Here is a 16,501-nt window from a genome sequence, read left to right on the forward strand (position 1 = left end):
GATTCCAATAATGAAAAACCCTTATGCTCCCGCTTTCTGGTGTGTGTTCTTCGCACTGGTATTGTTATCGGCTGCCTACTTCTACGGCGTCATGCTCGCCCATCAGATCGACAAGGCCATGGTGTTTCTCGACAGCGCCTGCCTGGTGATCGGCACCTTGTCCATCGGCGTGGTGGCGTGGGCGTCTTATCAAAACCAACGAGTGAAGCGAAAACTGCTCGAACAAGGCAAGACCCGTGTGGCGATCTGGGACACCAAAGTTGCCCTGCGCCGCGTCGAAACCGTGTTCGACCGTTATTTCTGGGGCAGCTACTGGCAACCTGGGCGTACTTTTCAGGAAGTCATGGGTGAACTCACCGGCACGCCACTGGAGAAGAGCCTCGAAGCCCTGAAAAAACAATGCGTGCTGCTCGACCAGCAGGTCGCAGACGGCAGGCATTGGCTCAATAACGCGCGGGAATTGTCCGATGTGGCCACGCAGATGGCGCGCGAGCGCTACCAACTGGACTTCTGTGACCCCAAGGCCGACACCCCGAGCAATGCCGTGATACACCGCGAGTTTGAGGTGTTGGTGTACACCTGGACGGCGCGCTTGAAGAGTTTTGATCACCAACTCGATGAAATCGAATTGGAGTACTCGTGAACCATCTGCTGACCTGACCCCTCTGAAAAGCTGGGCCGCTTCCGGCCGCCAGTGCTAATCTTCCCCCGTTTTCGGCGGGCTTGAGCCAACCCCTTCGGGGTTCAAGGAAGACAGCCCACTTCTCACAGGATTTGATCAGGTCACCTCATGAATAAGCCAGCAGTTGTTTTCTTGGGTTTTGTTGTCGCCATCGGCGCCGTCAGTGCGGGCGGCGCCTGGTACACCGGCAAACAACTGGAGCCGGTGTTGCAAACCGCGATCCAGAACGCCAACAAGGAACTGCAAACCTCCATGGCCGGCACTGACGGCACCCTGAGCCTGGAGCTGGTGTCCCTGGACCGTGGCGTGTTCAGCAGCACCGCTCACTATCGCCTCAAGGGCCAAGGCAGCGTATTCGGCGCCGAACACCCGAACCCCGAGCTGCTGTTCGTCGACCATATCGAACACGGTCCGCTGCCGTTCTCGCGGCTGGTGACGCTGAAATGGCTGCCGGTCATGGCCACCAGTCACTATGCGCTGGAAAAGAACGCCACCACTGAAAAGTGGTTCGCGGCCAGCCAAGACGTGTCACCGCTTAAAGGCGTGGCCAATATCGGCTATAGCCGTTCGGTCAACGGCAACGTCGAACTGCTGCCCCTGGAGCTCAAGGACGACAAGTCCTCGGTCAGCTTCTCCGGCGCCAACCTGGACTTCGACAGCAATGCCGAAGGTCAGAAGGTCAAGGCCGACGGCTACATGAACAGCCTCAAGGTCACAGCGATCGATGCCGATGGCGCGCCGTTCGAAGCGGAACTGGCCGGCCTGACGGTTGCCAGTAACCTGGAAAAATCCACCTTCGGTTTCTACACCGGCCAAAACACCGTGGAACTGAGTGACACCAAAGTCACCTTCGGCCCGCAAAAAGCCGTGTTGACCCTCAAGGGCTTCGAGCAGAAAGACACGACCCAGATCAAGGACAACAACCTGGCCGGCCGCGTCGACTACAAGATCGACGAGATCGGTTACCAGGGCAAAGCGGTCGGCTCCGCTGCCATGGCGCTGAGCATGAAGAACATCGATATCCCGGCGATGCTGGTGCTGACCAAACTCTACCAAGACAAGGTGCAACCGGCGCAAGCCGCCGTCGCGGCCGGTCAACCCGCGCCGGAGCTGCAACTGACCGAAGCCGAGCAGGCCCTGGCCGAGGCCAACGTCAACCAAGTGTTGGCCGCCAAGCCGCAAGTGGCGGTGGAAAACCTGTCGCTGAAAACCACCCATGGCGAAAGCAAATTCAACCTGGTGATGGACCTGACCAAACCTGCGTCCATGGAGTTGCCGCCGGTTGAGCTGGGCAAGCAGGTCATCGCGTTGCTGGATGCCAACCTGAGCCTGTCCAAGCCCATGATTGGCGATGTGGCGACCCTGCAAGCGCAGGTCAGTGGCGTGACCGACCCTAAAGTCCTGGAGCAGCAATCGCAGATGGCGGCCGAGATGGTCAGCGGCATGGCCGTCGGTACCCAACTGGCGACGCTGGTAGGCACTGACGTGGTCTCCAAGCTGCACTACGCCAACAATGAAGTGACCTTCAACGGCCAGAAGATGAGCGTCGAGCAATTCATTAGCCTGGTCATGGCCAAAGTGGGTGCAGTCAGCCACGCGCAGTAAATTTTTCTTACTTCAGTAAGAAATAAATAGTGGGGGAGCGGGGGAGCCCGAGCCAGCGGTCAAACAGTCGGCATACAGGCCCTCTGTCATCGCTTGGCTCAGGCAAGTCCGCTCCCCCATTGGTTTTTTTGCTGGCCGTGCAATTCTGAATAATTGTTCTGGATTGGTCTTTCCCCTACTTTCCTAAGGGATAGTTCCTACAGGAAAGCTAGGCCGGGTCATGAGACGCCGGCGTCCTGATGCGTTTTGCTCAGGACCACCTATCGTTATAGCTTTCGGTGTGTAAGGAAGCTCACGGTATGCTGCGAAACCTCTCCTACAGCGCTTCAGGCCGGTTGCGTCTGCTCATCGGGGCCGCCCTGTGCAGCCAATTGCTGGTCCCGGGCTTCGCGTTCGCCGACCCAGCCTACGACACCCTGATCATCCAGGCGCGCAACGGCAACTTCACACCCGCCCTGACGCAACTGCGCCAGCTCCCCGCTGAGCGCCAGACTCCGGGCCAGATCAGCGACCACCTGATCATTGCCGGCTGGGCCGGGCAGGACGCCGAAGTGCTGAAGGTTTACGAAGCACAGGGCAAGAACCGCAACCTGACCACCCAGGCACTTGCCACGGTGGCGCGTACCTATCGCAATCACAAGCAGTGGCCGCAGGCCCTGGCGGTCTATCGCCAGGCGCTGGGGCGTGAACCGAATAATATCGACTTGCAATTGGGCCAGGCCCTGACCCAGGCAGACGGTGGCCAAGCGACGGAGGCGGTGCCACGCTTGCGCGCATTGGTGGCGGCGCAACCCAGTGACCCCAACCGCCGCATGGCCCTGGGTTATGCGTTGACCCGCGCGGGCTTGAACTACGACGCCCTGTTCGAGTTCGACCAGGCGTTTATTCGCGCCGGCGACAAACCCGAGGTGGTCCGCGAATACATCGTCGCCCTGCAAAAGGCCCGTTTGCCTGAACCAGCATTGCGCCTGTCTGCGCAGCATCCGGGTGTGCTGGATGCCGTCACCCAGCGCCGCCTGGAAGGTGACCTCGCCGCCGAGCGCGTGCGCATGGCCGAGTTCGCCACGCGCACCGAGAAAGAACGCTATGTCATCGCCGACCGCGCCCTTAACGACTACGACACCTTGCTTGCTCGATGGGCGCCGGACCCCAGCGCCCACGACGACGTGGTGCGCTGGCGCATCGACCGCCTGGGTGCCCTCAAGGCGCGTGCGCGCACCGCTGAGGTGATCCGCGAGTACGAAATCCTTAAGGGTGAAGGCGTGCAATTGCCGACCTACGCCGTGCGTTGGGTGGCGGCCGCCTACCTCGACCAACGCCAGCCGGAGAAAGCCGAACCGTTATACCGCCAGGTGCTGGGCGCACCGGACGCCGACCCTGACGACCATGTTGAAGACAGCACCGCGTTGTTCTACGCCCTGCTGGAAAGCGACAAAGCCCTGGAGGCTCGTGAAGTCGCCAACCAACTGGCCAACACCCAGAACCCGCGCGTGGAACTGAAGGGGCTGCCGATCGGCAACCCCAATGACAGCTGGATGGACACACAACAGCTGTCCGCCCAGGCCGGCACCTACGGTGGCGACCTGCCGGGCAGCGAAGTCGGGCTGGACGCGCTGGTCCAAAAGGCGCCGGGCAACGTTGGCCTGCGCCTGGCCCAGGCCGATATGTACCGCGCCCGTGACTGGCCGCGTCGCGCCGAAGGTTCTCTCAAGGAGGTCGAAACTCAGGTCCCGCGTGATATCGGCCTGGAAGTGTCCCAAGCCTACACCGCCATGGACTTGCAGGAGTGGCGCCAAATGGACGCGCTCACCGATGACGTCCTCGCCCGCAACCCTGACAGCCGCCAGGTGCAGCGCCTCAGTCGTCTGCGTGATGTGCATGACATGGCCGAACTGCGCGTCGAGGCCTACACCGGTAAAAGCTATGGCGGCGGCAATAATGGCGACGTCGGCGCGGTTGCCGGCAGTCGCGATTGGGGTATTGAAAGTCGGATCTACACCCCGCCCATCGACGAAGACTGGCGGGTGTTCGCCGGCGCCGGGTATGCCACGGCCGACTTCGCCGAAGGCACCGGCCAGCATCGCTGGCAAGTGGTGGGCGTGGAGCGGCGTACCCGTGACATGACCCTGGAAGCCGAGGTGTCCAACCATTCCTATGGCTATGGCTCCAAACAAGGCGCCAGCGTGTCGATTGCCCGCGACATCAATGACAACTGGCAATACGGCGGCAGCCTCGGCTACCTCCTGACTACCACGCCGCTGCGGGCGTTGAATGCCGATGTGACGGCCAACGGCGGCAGTGGCTTTATCCGCTGGCGTGCGAATGAAAGCCGCGAGTGGAAACTTTCCCTGAGCCCATCCCACTTCAGCGATGGCAACGACCGGCTCGAAGCCTTGCTCACGGGGCGCGAGGGCATCTACAGCTCGCCCCATGTGCAGGTGGACCTGGGCCTGGAAGTCGGCGCCAGCCGCAACACCAAGGAAGACACGGTGTACTTCAACCCGAAATCGGATTTCAGCGTCTTGCCGACCGTCACGGTCAACCATGTGCTCTATCACCGCTACGAGACCCAGTGGAGTCAGCAGTTCCAAGTCGGTGCAGGTACCTACAGCCAGCGGGATTACTCCACCGGTGGCGTTGGCATGATCGGCTACGGCCAACGCATTCGTTGGAATGACGTGCTGGAAGCCGGCGCGAACCTGAGCTTGATCAGCCGACCTTATGACGGCAATCGCGAACGCGATCTGCGCCTGCTCGTCGACCTCACTTACCGTTTCTAGAAGAGCCTGACCATGACTGTTCTCAGCCGTTGCATGTTGCTCCTGGGGGCCGTGCTGGCCGCCGCCTGCTCCCAGCAGCCCGCGCCCTATACCCCGCCCGCCGAACGGCCGATCGCGGCCAATGAAGCGCCGTGGCCGAAAAACCATTTCCTGGGCATTGCCTACCACGATGTTGAAGATCGCGACCCCGACCAAGCGGTGGTAGCGGTGCGTACCGAGCGTTTGATCGAACAGCTGGCATGGCTGAGAGAGAACGGCTACCAAGCGGTCAGCGTCGACCAGATCCTGGCGGCACGCCGTGGCGGGCCGCCGTTGCCGCCCAAGGCCATCATGCTCAGCTTCGACGACGGCTATTCCAGCTTCTACACCCGCGTAATGCCGATTCTGCGCGCCTATCACTGGCCAGCCTTGCTGGCGCCAGTGGGCACCTGGATCGATACGCCGCTGAACCAACCGGTGGACTTCGCTGGCTCACCACGGCCGCGCGGCGAGTTCCTCACGTGGCAGCAGATTAAGGAAGTCTCCCAGTCCGGCCTGGTGGAAATTGCCGCGCATACGGACGCCAGTCACAAAGGGATTCTGGCCAACCCTCAGGGCAACCTGGAGCCGGCCGCCACGACCCGGCGTTTTGACCCGGCGACCAACCGCTATGAGAGCGAAGCGCAATTCCAGGCCCGTATGCGAGCTGACGTCAGCGCGATTTCCAACAAAATCCGCGCGGTCACCGGCAAGGCGCCACGGGTATGGGTGTGGCCTTATGGTGCGGCTGACGGTACTTCCCTGGCCGTCATCGGCGAGCACGGCTATGAGATGGCGCTGACCCTCGAGGACGGCCTCGACAACCTCGGCGACCTGATGAACAGCCCACGCTTCCTGGTCGCTTCCGACCCGGACGGCGAGCATTTCGCCAACAGCATGGTCGCCGTGCAAGCCAAGGCACCGCTGCGCGTGCTGCATGTGGACCTGGACAATGTGTACGACCCGGACCCGGCCCAACAGGCTCGCAACCTCGACCAACTGGTTCAACGGGTGGTGGACATGGGCGCCGGCACTGTATTCCTGCAAGCCTTTGCCGACCCCAAGGGCGACGGCCTGGTGCGTTCGCTGTACTTCCCCAACCGCCACTTGCCCATGCGCGCCGACCTGTTCAACCGCGTCGCCTGGCAGTTGCATACTCGTGCTCACGCCAGCGTCTATGCCTGGATGCCGGTGTTGAGTTTTGCCCTCGACTCCAAGCTGCCGCGCGTGAAGCGGTGGGACCCGAAAACCGGAGCGATCAGCCTCGAACCCGGCCAGTACCAGCGCCTGTCTCCGTTTGATCCCAAGGTACGGCAGGTCATCGGTGAGATTTATGAGGACCTGGCGCGTGTAGGGCCAATCGACGGCATCCTTTACCACGATGATGCCGTGCTCAACGACTTCGAAGACGCCAGCCCCGTCGCACTCAAAGCCTACGCCGCCAACGGCCTGCCCGGCACCCTTGCGGCGCTGCGTGCCGACCCGCAAGTCATGCAACGCTGGACGCGTTTCAAGAGTCGTTACCTGATCGATTTCACCAACGAGTTGACCGCCAAGGTCCGTGCCCTGCGCGGCCCGCAGGTGCTGACCGCGCGTAATATCTTTGCCGAGCCGATGCTTAATCCGCAGAGCGAAACCTGGTTCGCGCAGAACCTTGATGACTTCCTCCAGACCTATGACTGGACAGCGCCGATGGCCATGCCGCTGATGGAAGGCGAGACGTTGAAGAACTCCAATGCCTGGCTGGAAAAGCTGGTGGCGACGGTCAAGGCTCGCCCTGGCGCACTTGAGCGAACGGTGTTCGAGCTGCAAGCCAAAGACTGGCGCACCTCGGCCGCGCCCGATATCAGCGGTGCGCAGATGGCCGAATGGATGGGCGTGCTCAAACGCCAGGGGGTCAAGAGCTTTGGCTACTACCCGGATAACTTCCTGGAAAACTCGCCGGACCTGAAGACGGTTCGTCCGGCCCTGTCCAACCAATGGAACCCTTGACCATGTTTGACAGAATCCTGGCGATATTCGTGTTGGCGCTGGTATTGGGCGTGCCCCTGGGCCTGATCTTCCTGGTCACCGGGCAGTTCCTGATGGACTTCGTGTTCTTCTACCCGCTGTTCATGTCGGCCCTGTGGATTGCCGGCGGTTTGTATTTCTGGCTGCACTGGGAGCGCCACTGGCCCTGGGAAGAAGACACGCCCGCGCCGACCCTGGCGGGTAATCCGCTGATCTCGATCATCATCCCCTGCTACAACGAGGGCGATAACGCCGCCGACACCATTCACGCGGCATTGGGCCAGTTGTACTCCAACATCGAAGTGATCGCCGTCAACGACGGCTCCAGCGACAACACCGCCGCCGTGCTCGATGCGCTGGCGTTGGAACATCCACGCCTGCGCGTGCTGCACCTGGCCCAGAACCAAGGCAAGGCAGTGGCCCTGCGCATGGGCGCCGTGGCCGCCCGCAGTGAATACCTGGTGTGTATCGACGGTGATGCCCTGCTCGACAAAAACGCGGCGGCCTACATGGTTGCGCCGATGCTCGAAAACCCGCGCCTGGGGGCCGTGACCGGCAACCCACGCATCCGCACCCGCTCGACCCTGATCGGCCGGGTACAGGTGGGCGAATTTTCTTCGATCATCGGCTTGATCAAGCGCACGCAACGGGTGTTCGGTCGGATCTTCACGGTCTCGGGTGTGGTGGTAGCGTTCCGTAAGAAGGCGCTGGACCGCATTGACTACTGGAGCACCGACATGATCACCGAGGACATCGATGTCAGTTGGAAGCTGCAGCTCGACCACTGGGCCATTTTCTACGAGCCTCGCGCGCTCTGCTGGATCCTCATGCCCGAGACTGTCGGTGGCCTGTGGAAACAACGGCTGCGCTGGGCCCAGGGCGGCGCCGAAGTGCTGTTCAAAAACATCCGTGGCATCTGGCAATGGCGCCATCGCTACCTCTGGCCGCTGCTGTTCGAATATTGCCTGTCCACCGGTTGGGCCTTCACCTTCCTGCTCTCGGTGATCTTCTGGGGCGTGGGTAAATTCGTGGTGCTACCCGACGCGATCGCCGTGCACTCCCTGGTGCCACCGGCGTTTACCGGTCTGGTGCTGGCGATGGTGTGCCTGATGCAGTTCGCAGTGAGCATCCTGATCGACCGGCGCTACGAAAAAGACCTGTGGAAAACCCTGTTCTGGACCGTGTGGTACCCGATGGTGTTCTGGCTGGTCAGCTTGCTCACCACGCTCGTCAGCTTTCCTAAAGTGCTGTTCAACCAGCACCAGAAGCGCGCACGCTGGGTCAGCCCGGATCGCGGTATCAAACCAAGCGAAGAGGAGGCGTGATCATGAAACTGGTCAGAACCCGCCAAAACACAGTGATGTGGATCATCGATGTGCTGCTGACCCTGCTGGCCTGGGGTGGGCTGATTTGGCTGCTGGTCCGTGGGATTAGCGCAATGCTTGAAACCCACGGGGGCCCACGCATTGAGGCGCCGATTTTCGCGGCGCTCAACACCTTGCAAATCTACCTGTGGATCGCCTTGTTCAACGCGGTGATCCTGATCAGCTGGGCGCGCTACCAGCAGCGCCGAGGCCGCAAGTTCGCCCAACGCCGCGCCGAGGCCAATGCGCTCAGCGATAAGCACCTGAGTGAAAGCTTCAACTTGGGCAAGGGCCACCTGGAGCAGTTTCGCAAGCCCGGTGTGCTGGTGATCCACAACGACGAGGAAGGCGGTGTGGAGGAAGTGAAGGCCCACGTGTCCCGAGACGTGGAACGCCCGCCGCTGACACTGGTGCCCGGCCCGCCAAAAGACAAAGACGCCGGCTGAAACTGCCCACCCTGTGATCGTTCCCACGTCTGGGAACGATCCCGAGAGAAACCGTCCGCGCACACATCGGGCGGTGAAGGCCGCCCGGCTTTTACTCAGGTTGGCTCGGCATTCAGCCGACGGCTGACGACATCCAGCAAATCACACCCATCGCGCAGCGGAATGGCCAGTAAATGGGCGAAGTCTGACAGCACCACGGCATCGCTGCCGAGTTGTTCCCGGAAGGCTAGGTTTTCCAACCATGAGTGACGGCCCGACTTAAAGCCCCCCACCCAAAACCGCGCAAGGCATCAGAATAATGGCCTAGTGCCTCATGTCTTGCCATCCCTTGCCGACACACTGGCGATGACTAAGCGCATCAACGGACACGTGCCAGTAATCGCTGTCACCTCTCATCCCCGCAAACACTCAAGGACTGATGTGAAAAACCTCCTCTTCATCCTCCTCAGCACCCTCATCCTCGGTGGCTGTGTCAGCCACCCTTTGACTCCCGAAAACCGCGCGCAGATCAAGACCGTGAAGGTACTGCCCGTGAAGTGGGAAAAGAACATGGTGTACTTCGGCCGTGAGCAAGCCTGGGGTGCCGCCCTGGGGGCCGGGCTGGGCGCGGGCGCCGGCATGGCCACGGGCGCTTCCAAGGTGGGCACGGCGGCGTTGTCCGGCGCGGGTTTTGCGGCGGGCATGAAGGCCGGTCAGTTGGCTGAGATGCCGACACCGGTGGCGATCCTGACACTGATCGAAGAAGAAAAAATCGATGTGGGCGTGTTGCTCAAGCAAGGCTTTATCGACGCCTTGGGCAAGACCTCAACCCTCAAAGTGGTGGGTGACGATGAGCCCGCCGATGCGCAAATCCAGCTGACCGTGGCCGAGTGGGGCTTCCGCCTGACCCAAGGCTTCAGCAGCGTGGTGTACCCCACGCTCAACGTCGTGGCGCAGATGAACCGTGGCGATGAAATGCTCTGGCGCACCAGTGAGGCGATCACACCGTTCAATGGCCAGAACGTCTACGGCTATACCCCGCTGACCTACCGCACCGACCCGCAGGCTCTGCGGCGGGCCTTGACCGGCATCACCCGGATCTCGGGCGAATACCTGGTCAAAGAGCTCAAATAGTTTTCGGCAGTTCGAAACACCCACGCCGTCCAGGTATCGGGCGGTGATTCAAGTTGTTCCTGGAGTTGGAAATGAAACGCAAGGAAATACGTAAAACCCTGTTGGCCGTGATGGTCAGCGCGGTGGCAACGCAAGTGCATGCAGTGGAAACGGATATCACCACCGGCCAGCACGTCTGGACCGGCGAAAACCTCAGCCAGTCGCTGACCCTGGTAGGCAACCGAGTGGTGGCGTTGACGCAACCCTTTGCCTACGGCGCCAATTTTGCCGACACGAACATTCAGGGCACGCTGACCAACCGTGCGGATATCACGGTGTCCGGCAACACCAGCGCTGCGGGTGCGTTCGCAGTGGATGGCGTGTTCAGTGGGCTCGTATTGCCGGTCGGTGGCACCCTCACCGGAGACATCATCCAGGCCGGTACGCTGACGCTCAAGGGCGTGCGCGACGGCGAAGGTTTTGAAGTCGGCGCGACCCAGGTCGGTGGCAGCATCATCAACTCGGGCACGATCATCGTTGACACCTCCAGCCAGCAATATGGCGGTGGTGAGGGTATCTACCTCAACGGCACGCGCGTTGAAGGCGACGTGTCGAACACCGGCCTGGTGGATATAACCGGTAATGAAAGCACCGGCCTGGTCATCGACCATCACAACAACCTGGTGGTGAAAATCGGCGGCAAGCTGCTCAACTCCGGGACCATTCGGGTGACCGGCGAAGACAGCACGGGCCTGGACATCGAAGCGCCGACCAGCGACCTGAAGATTGAAAACAGTGGGCTGATTTCTGCCAATGGCGCTCAGAGCAAAGCGGTACAGGTGTACGAAGGCAGCATTGATTACCTGCTGAACACCGGCACCCTCCAAGCCACTGGCGCCGACGCCACCGCGGTGAGCCTGCGCGGTGCGAACTTCACCACCACCCTGGCGTCCGGTGCACGTGGGCTGATCAACCGGGGCGTGATCAGCGCCGACGGTACGGCCATTCGGGTGACGCCTGAAGAACAACTCACGGCGTTTGAAATCAACCAACAGGCCGGGGAAATTCGCAGCAAGGCCGGTACCGCCATCGACGGTGCGAACCTCGCCACCTTGAACTGGACCGGCGGCAAAATCGTCGGCGACCTGCTCAACCTCAGCGCGGTCAACGTCAGCGGCCAGGCCGACTTCACCGGCCAGCGCATCATCGCGCCGGTGTCGATCAACGCGGGTTCGCTGAACCTCTCTGCACCCGGCACCCTGATGACCGGTGACCTCAACGTGGCCAGCGGCGCCGGTATCGATATGCACCTGGCCGACAGCGTGGTGCCGACTACGCCGTACCTCACGGTCAACGGCGTTGCTCGTTTTGCCCAGGCGTCGAAGCTCACCGTCAGCGCCAACCCTGGCGACTTCGCCAGCCCGCAAGCCGGCACGCAGTACACCTTGCTGCAAGCCAGCAGTGTGCAGAACAACGGCCTGGCGGTGAGCAGTGCGTCGTCGCTGTTGAATGTGCTCAGTGCTTCGGTCGATGCGCAAACGGTCAAAGCCGTGGTTGCGGTCAAAAGCAACCAGCAGGTGCAACAGGAGCTCGCAGGCGTGGGCGCCGGTGCGTCGTCGGCCACGGCGGTCAACGCCTTGAAGAATGACGTGCTTGGCCAACTCAACCAGAACGATCCGGTGTTCAAGGCCCTGGCCAACGCCGGCACCACGCAACAGCTGGCGACGATTGCCGACCAGCTCAAGCCCGACGTCAACCGCGGCGCGCTGGACGTGGCGTTGGCCGGGCAAAGCGTGGTCAACGGTGCGATCTTCAACCGCCTCACCGACCAGCGCGACAGCCGTCAAACCGGTGGCGTGTGGGTGCAGGGCTTGAGCAGCAACATGGACCAGGACGGTCGTGGCGGCCGCAACGGCTACTCGGCCAACAGCAGCGGCATGGCCGTGGGCGTGGACGGTCGCGTGAACGACACCACCACCCTGGGCGTGGCCTACAGCTACCTCAATTCCAACCTCCATTCCGACCTCGGCAACAAGACCGATGTGCAAGGCCACGCGCTGTCGCTGTACGGCAACTGGGCGCTGCAAAACGGGTTTGTCGATGGCAGCCTCAGCTACGGTCATAACGACAACGACAGCCAGCGTCACATCGCCGGCACCACGGCCAAGGGCAGTTTCGACAGCAACGTGCTGTCGGCCAGCGTGATCGGTGGCTACCGCTTCAAGCCGTCCCAGGCGGTGGTGATCGAGCCGCGCGTGGCCGCACGTTATTCCAACGTGCGCATGGATGGTTTCCACGAAAAAGGCTCTTCGGCCGCCCTGAGTACTGCGTCGCAGCGTTATGAAGTGGGCGAGTTGGGTGCGGGCGTGCGTTTGGCCGGCAACCTGCCGATGGGCGTCGGTAGCGTGCAACCGGAAGCCACCCTGATGGCCTATCACGACCTGATGGGGGATCGTGTGGCGCAAACCTCCAGCTTCGTGGCCGGTGGATCGACGTTTACCGTCACCGGTGCATCGGTGGCGCGTGACAGTTACGAAGCCAGTGTGGGCCTGAACTACCAAGTGTCTGACTTCACCCTCGGCGCCAGCTATACGCGCCAGGCGCGCAGTGGGTTTGATGCTGACGGGGTAATGCTCAAGGCTCGTTACGCGTTTTAAGCCAGGCACGTGCCTAATGCCAGCGCTCCGCTTAACGGGCTGGCATTTGGCAGCGTGCCGGCTTTTTACACGAGGTCAGGCGCTGCTCTAACCCTTGGTGTTGAAGCAGCGTGTTTATCGGCGGGTTAGTTGCGGGTCACCAGGCCGTTGATATCTTGCGGCCTGATCAACCGGGTACTTTTCACCAGGAAGTCCGTTTGACCATTCCCGGTAAGGTCGATGGCCACGAAGTACCGGCCGCTGTACGGGTTGAATCTCACCAATGTGTCGCCAATGCGGCCTGTGTAGGCGTGCACAAGCCGTAGTGGGGTGTGGGCGTCTTTGCTTAATCCGTTGAGGTCGATCTTGTCTGTGCCACTGACAAAGTCGGTGATCAGGTCTGCGTTGGCGGCGGTTGAGTCGGTCGCCTTGTCGTAGACAAAAACATCTGCGCCACCGCCGCCTGTCAGCGTGTCGGCACCGCCTCCGCCCTTGAGCCGGTTGTTGGCGTTGTTGCCGATCAACGTATCGTGATGGGCGCCGCCAATGGCATTTTCCACGGTGACGCCTTTGGCGATGGAGACATTGCCTTTCATTCCGCCCACATCAGAGAGCGTTTCGGCGTTCAGGTTGAGGGTCTGTTTCTGGTTGAAGCCAGAACAGTCCAGCGTATCGTTGCCACCACCATCCCATATGCAGAAAACCGGCGCGTCCCGTGAAGACGTGAGACTGAAATAGTCACGCTCGGTATTGGAGTTGAACCCGTAAACGGTATCACCACGGCGGGTCTTATAGTTGGCTCCGTAGAGCGCCTGCACGGCCGCAATGTCATGCATCATGGGGGCGGCCGGGTAGTGGGTCCATTCGCCGTTTTTCGAGAAGTCTTGACCGCTTCTGATCTCGGGGTTGTAGCTCATCAGGCTGTAGGCTTGAGTATCCTCAAGATAATGACGCGTGGGAGGGTGTTGGGTGTAGTCCCCAGGATGATCAAGGCCCAGCGAATGACCCACTTCGTGAGCGATGACCTGCCGGTCGTGACGATCAGTCTGGGGTTGTGCATGTTCTTCGTCCAGCCACGCCTCGCCACCTTTCTTGACGTTCCGGGGGAAGGGCAGCGACGCGTAGGACTCGCCGTCGCCTGCGTAAAGACCCAGGGTCAGCCGGCCCTCGGTACTGGCACTGTTTTCCGAGAACTTGATGCGGGCCACGTCCGACCAGGCTTGCATGGCCGCGCGTGCCCGCGTCTTTTGGTCCTCATTTAACGCACTGGCGCCTTTGGGGACGTTGCTGACCCTGCGTGGGTCAGTTGGAGTAAAAAACTCATAGGCAATGTCGATGACGCCGTCGCGGTTCTTGTCTTGCCATTTAAATCCTCTGGCCACGCTGGTGCGTAGCATATTCCTGGCGGCTTTATCGGTGGTGTAGGAGGGCAGCGAGGTATCTTTTATGACACCCGGTTGTGGGTGGGCGTACGTGGATAATGTCGGACTGCGAGAGGTGTTGGGATTAACTGAAAACATCTATTTTGATCCTTTTAATAGACGGCGTGAGGCGTGAACGTTGAGGCTCATGGCGGCAGTGAATGCGTTGTCAGGTGCTGGTTTACAACGGTCGTGGAAAGACACGGGCTGAACGCTTTATGGGGGTCGTCAAACCGATGATGTCGTCGGGTTTTATGAGCTGGGTACTCTTGACCAGAAAGTCTGTACGGCGATTTCCTGTAAGGTCCACACCCACAAAGTATCGACCGGTTTGTGGGTTTAACTTAACAACGGTATCGCCAATACGACCGGTATAGTGCTCGACAAGTTGTAACGGCGTGGCAGCGTTCTTTACCAAGCCCGCGAGGTTGATCGTGTCTTTACCACTGACAAAGTCGTTGATCAGGTCGGCATTGTGATAGGGCGAGTCGCTGGCTTTCTCGTAAGTGTATGTACTCGAGCGCCGACGCCGGTCGGGAGGCGTCACTGTGGAGCGAGTGCTCGGGGTATCAAGCGGTTGATTAAGGACTGTGCTATTTCCAGACGCGATGATATCCCCGGGTTTGACCTGCCCATGAGTCCGGATCAGCAGGTCGGCCTTGCCGTCGCCCGTCAGATCAATCGCCACGCTACCTTTGCCACTTTTCTCGTCATAGACCAGGACCGTGTCACCCGCCTTGCCAGTCATTTCGCTGACAAATGCCAGGGTGGAGGTATTGGCGCTCTTCATCGCCCTGGACACATCGACCTTGTCAGTGCCGCTGGTGAAGTCCATGAGCGTATCGGGTTGGTCGGGTGCGGAGTCGCTGGCATGGTTGTAGACGAACGTATCGGCGCCGCCACCGCCTCGCAGTTGGTCTGCACCGCCGCCGCCGGTGAGTCGGTTGTCGGCCTCGTTACCAATCAGCGCATCGTGACCCGAACCGCCAATGGCATTTTCGATGGTGCAACCCCTGGCGATGGAGACGTTGCCTTTGAGCCCGCCGACGTCTGAGAAAGACCCGGCCTTGAGATTGATGTTCTGGTTGGAGCGGTAGCCGGAGACATCCAGTGTGTCATTGCCGTCGCCGTCCCAGATGCAGGCGATGAACTTATCCTGAGCGGCATTGAGGGTGTAGTAATCCCGTTGAGTATTTGAGTTGAACCCGTAGGTGTTGTTCTCTTTGCGTGTCTGATGATTGACGCCGTACTTCTTCTGGATCGCGGCAATGTCATCCATCATCGGGGCGCGGGGTTTGGCGCCGAGGTGTTTGCCACTGCTGCGGTCCCCGAAATAACTCATGACGGTATGGGCGGTAGAGTCCTGCGCATAAACGCGCTGACTTTCTGAGGCACTGCCGTCGTAGTGGCCAGGATGCTTCAAACCGAGGGCATGTCCGATTTCGTGGGTCATCACCACGCGTGAAGCCATACTTGGGTTGTAGAGGGTTTCACCTCCCCCTCTTCCGTTTGGCGTCGGATAAGTCCCTTCTGCGGTGGGGACTCTATTAGAAAGACCAAACGTTATCCGGCCTTCTGCCGGACCACCGCTTTCAGTGAACTCCAGATTGGCCACATCACTCCAGGACGTTAAAGAGCGTCGCGCTTCCTGTTTCTGCACTTCATTGAAACCACCGTTGTTGAATGAGTAGGCAATTTCGGTCTTGTTGTTTTGATTCTTGTCTTGCCACGTTGACACGTCGCGAGTGAGCTGTTCGATGATCTGCTGTTCATTATAGGAACGTTTATTCACGCTGGTGATGTAAGGGTCGTCCGGGCGCTGGGTCACGTCTTTTCCATCCCAGGTGCGGGAGGTTGGACTGTCAGGCTGGTGAGTAGTCGGCCGGTTGTCTGGCTGGGGCGTCGGCCAAACGATAGGGCGCAGGAATGGCCTCAGCCAGGGGTGGCTGGTGAACGGTTGGATAAAGGGGCGCAAGACCCCGTAGATATCGGACGGGCGAAAGAACTGTTGCGACGTTTTAGGGGGAAGATAGGGGGGGTAAAACGCAGGTATTCCAGTATTGACTCTCATCGTAATAATGCTTCCAGAAGCGATTCTTTTATCATGGTTAAGTCTGTAGGCAAAATCCGTTTGCGAGGAGGTAAGTTCGCACCGATAGAGGCGGGTGCCAACAGTTGAAGTGTTACGTGATAGGGGTTTAAAAAGGGGGGTTGTATGCTGTTTCAGTTGTTTTTTTAATGGTTATTTTAGGCAGGGTTGATTTAGAGCTGGTTCCGAAGTTATTTATTTTGTTGTTTTTCAAAAAGCACTTATTTAGAAAATAAAAGAAGCAAATATGTACTTACAGGACACGCTGTCTGGCCACGGATGTTTAAGAAAAAACGTAGCGCTTAACCCGAACCGGGAACCTGCCGCGTCTGAGCAAGTGAACGCATCATTCACGACT

General features: G+C 60.1%; 10 protein-coding genes and 1 pseudogene. 8 read left to right on the forward strand and 3 right to left on the reverse strand.

Annotated features, from left to right (window positions below):
• The first annotated feature begins 10 nt into the window (after positions 1-10).
• The 6 genes from M5B43_RS21645 to pgaD all read left to right on the forward strand — a co-directional run bounded on the left by M5B43_RS21645 (position 11) and on the right by pgaD (position 8,905).
• Positions 11-643 (forward strand): NADH:ubiquinone oxidoreductase subunit N, encoded by a 633-nt coding sequence (locus tag M5B43_RS21645; RefSeq protein ID WP_248751988.1) that lies wholly within the window; start codon positions 11-13, stop codon positions 641-643.
• Between the two features lie 147 nt (positions 644-790).
• Positions 791-2,287, forward strand: a complete 1,497-nt coding sequence (locus M5B43_RS21650; RefSeq protein WP_248751989.1) for a YdgA family protein — start codon at positions 791-793, stop codon at positions 2,285-2,287.
• A gap of 299 nt (positions 2,288-2,586) precedes the next feature.
• A complete protein-coding gene (gene pgaA, locus M5B43_RS21655) occupies positions 2,587-5,067 on the forward strand; it encodes a poly-beta-1,6 N-acetyl-D-glucosamine export porin PgaA (protein ID WP_248751990.1) in 2,481 nt (826 codons plus the stop codon).
• 12 nt (positions 5,068-5,079) lie between these two features.
• Entirely contained in the window at positions 5,080-7,077 is a 1,998-nt protein-coding gene (gene pgaB / locus M5B43_RS21660) for a poly-beta-1,6-N-acetyl-D-glucosamine N-deacetylase PgaB (RefSeq protein ID WP_248751991.1), read from the forward strand.
• Between the two features lie 2 nt (positions 7,078-7,079).
• Positions 7,080-8,420 carry a poly-beta-1,6-N-acetyl-D-glucosamine synthase gene (gene pgaC / locus M5B43_RS21665; RefSeq protein WP_248751992.1) on the forward strand — a complete coding sequence of 447 codons (1,341 nt, stop codon included), beginning with the start codon at positions 7,080-7,082 and terminating at the stop codon, positions 8,418-8,420.
• A 2-nt stretch (positions 8,421-8,422) separates the two neighbouring features.
• The gene (gene pgaD, locus M5B43_RS21670; RefSeq protein WP_248751993.1) at positions 8,423-8,905 is read left to right on the forward strand and encodes a poly-beta-1,6-N-acetyl-D-glucosamine biosynthesis protein PgaD; all 483 of its coding nucleotides are present in this window, start codon (positions 8,423-8,425) and stop codon (positions 8,903-8,905) included.
• 95 nt (positions 8,906-9,000) lie between these two features.
• Here pgaD and M5B43_RS21675 read toward each other — a convergent pair.
• Positions 9,001-9,144, reverse strand: a pseudogene (locus tag M5B43_RS21675) (hypothetical protein); the annotation flags it as partial.
• Positions 9,145-9,325: 181 nt separating this feature from the next.
• Between M5B43_RS21675 and M5B43_RS21680 the strand changes: the two are divergent.
• Positions 9,326-10,018 carry a hypothetical protein gene (locus tag M5B43_RS21680; RefSeq protein WP_248751994.1) on the forward strand — a complete coding sequence of 231 codons (693 nt, stop codon included), beginning with the start codon at positions 9,326-9,328 and terminating at the stop codon, positions 10,016-10,018.
• A gap of 71 nt (positions 10,019-10,089) precedes the next feature.
• Positions 10,090-12,654, forward strand: coding sequence for an autotransporter outer membrane beta-barrel domain-containing protein (locus tag M5B43_RS21685; protein ID WP_248751995.1), 2,565 nt, complete (start codon positions 10,090-10,092; stop codon positions 12,652-12,654).
• 125 nt (positions 12,655-12,779) lie between these two features.
• On the opposite strand, the gene M5B43_RS21690 is transcribed toward M5B43_RS21685, so the two are convergent.
• Positions 12,780-14,153 carry a M10 family metallopeptidase C-terminal domain-containing protein gene (locus tag M5B43_RS21690; protein ID WP_248751996.1) on the reverse strand — a complete coding sequence of 458 codons (1,374 nt, stop codon included), beginning with the start codon at positions 14,151-14,153 and terminating at the stop codon, positions 12,780-12,782.
• 82 nt (positions 14,154-14,235) lie between these two features.
• On the reverse strand, positions 14,236-15,882 hold the full coding sequence (locus M5B43_RS21695; RefSeq protein WP_248751997.1) for a M10 family metallopeptidase C-terminal domain-containing protein: 1,647 nt from the start codon (positions 15,880-15,882) through the stop codon (positions 14,236-14,238).
• Positions 15,883-16,501: the final 619 nt, after the last annotated feature.

The organism is Pseudomonas sp. MWU15-20650, from assembly GCF_023242475.1.
GTDB lineage: Bacteria > Pseudomonadota > Gammaproteobacteria > Pseudomonadales > Pseudomonadaceae > Aquipseudomonas.

Coding starts and splice junctions, on each gene's coding strand:
- pgaA (WP_248751990.1), top strand. CDS start 2,587: ATGCTGCGAAACCTCTCCTACAGCGCTTCAGGCCGGTTGCGTCTGCTC.
- pgaB (WP_248751991.1), top strand. CDS start 5,080: ATGACTGTTCTCAGCCGTTGCATGTTGCTCCTGGGGGCCGTGCTGGCC.
- M5B43_RS21645 (WP_248751988.1), top strand. CDS start 11: ATGAAAAACCCTTATGCTCCCGCTTTCTGGTGTGTGTTCTTCGCACTG.
- M5B43_RS21650 (WP_248751989.1), top strand. CDS start 791: ATGAATAAGCCAGCAGTTGTTTTCTTGGGTTTTGTTGTCGCCATCGGC.
- pgaC (WP_248751992.1), top strand. CDS start 7,080: ATGTTTGACAGAATCCTGGCGATATTCGTGTTGGCGCTGGTATTGGGC.
- pgaD (WP_248751993.1), top strand. CDS start 8,423: ATGAAACTGGTCAGAACCCGCCAAAACACAGTGATGTGGATCATCGAT.
- M5B43_RS21690 (WP_248751996.1), bottom strand. CDS start 14,153: ATGTTTTCAGTTAATCCCAACACCTCTCGCAGTCCGACATTATCCACG.
- M5B43_RS21685 (WP_248751995.1), top strand. CDS start 10,090: ATGAAACGCAAGGAAATACGTAAAACCCTGTTGGCCGTGATGGTCAGC.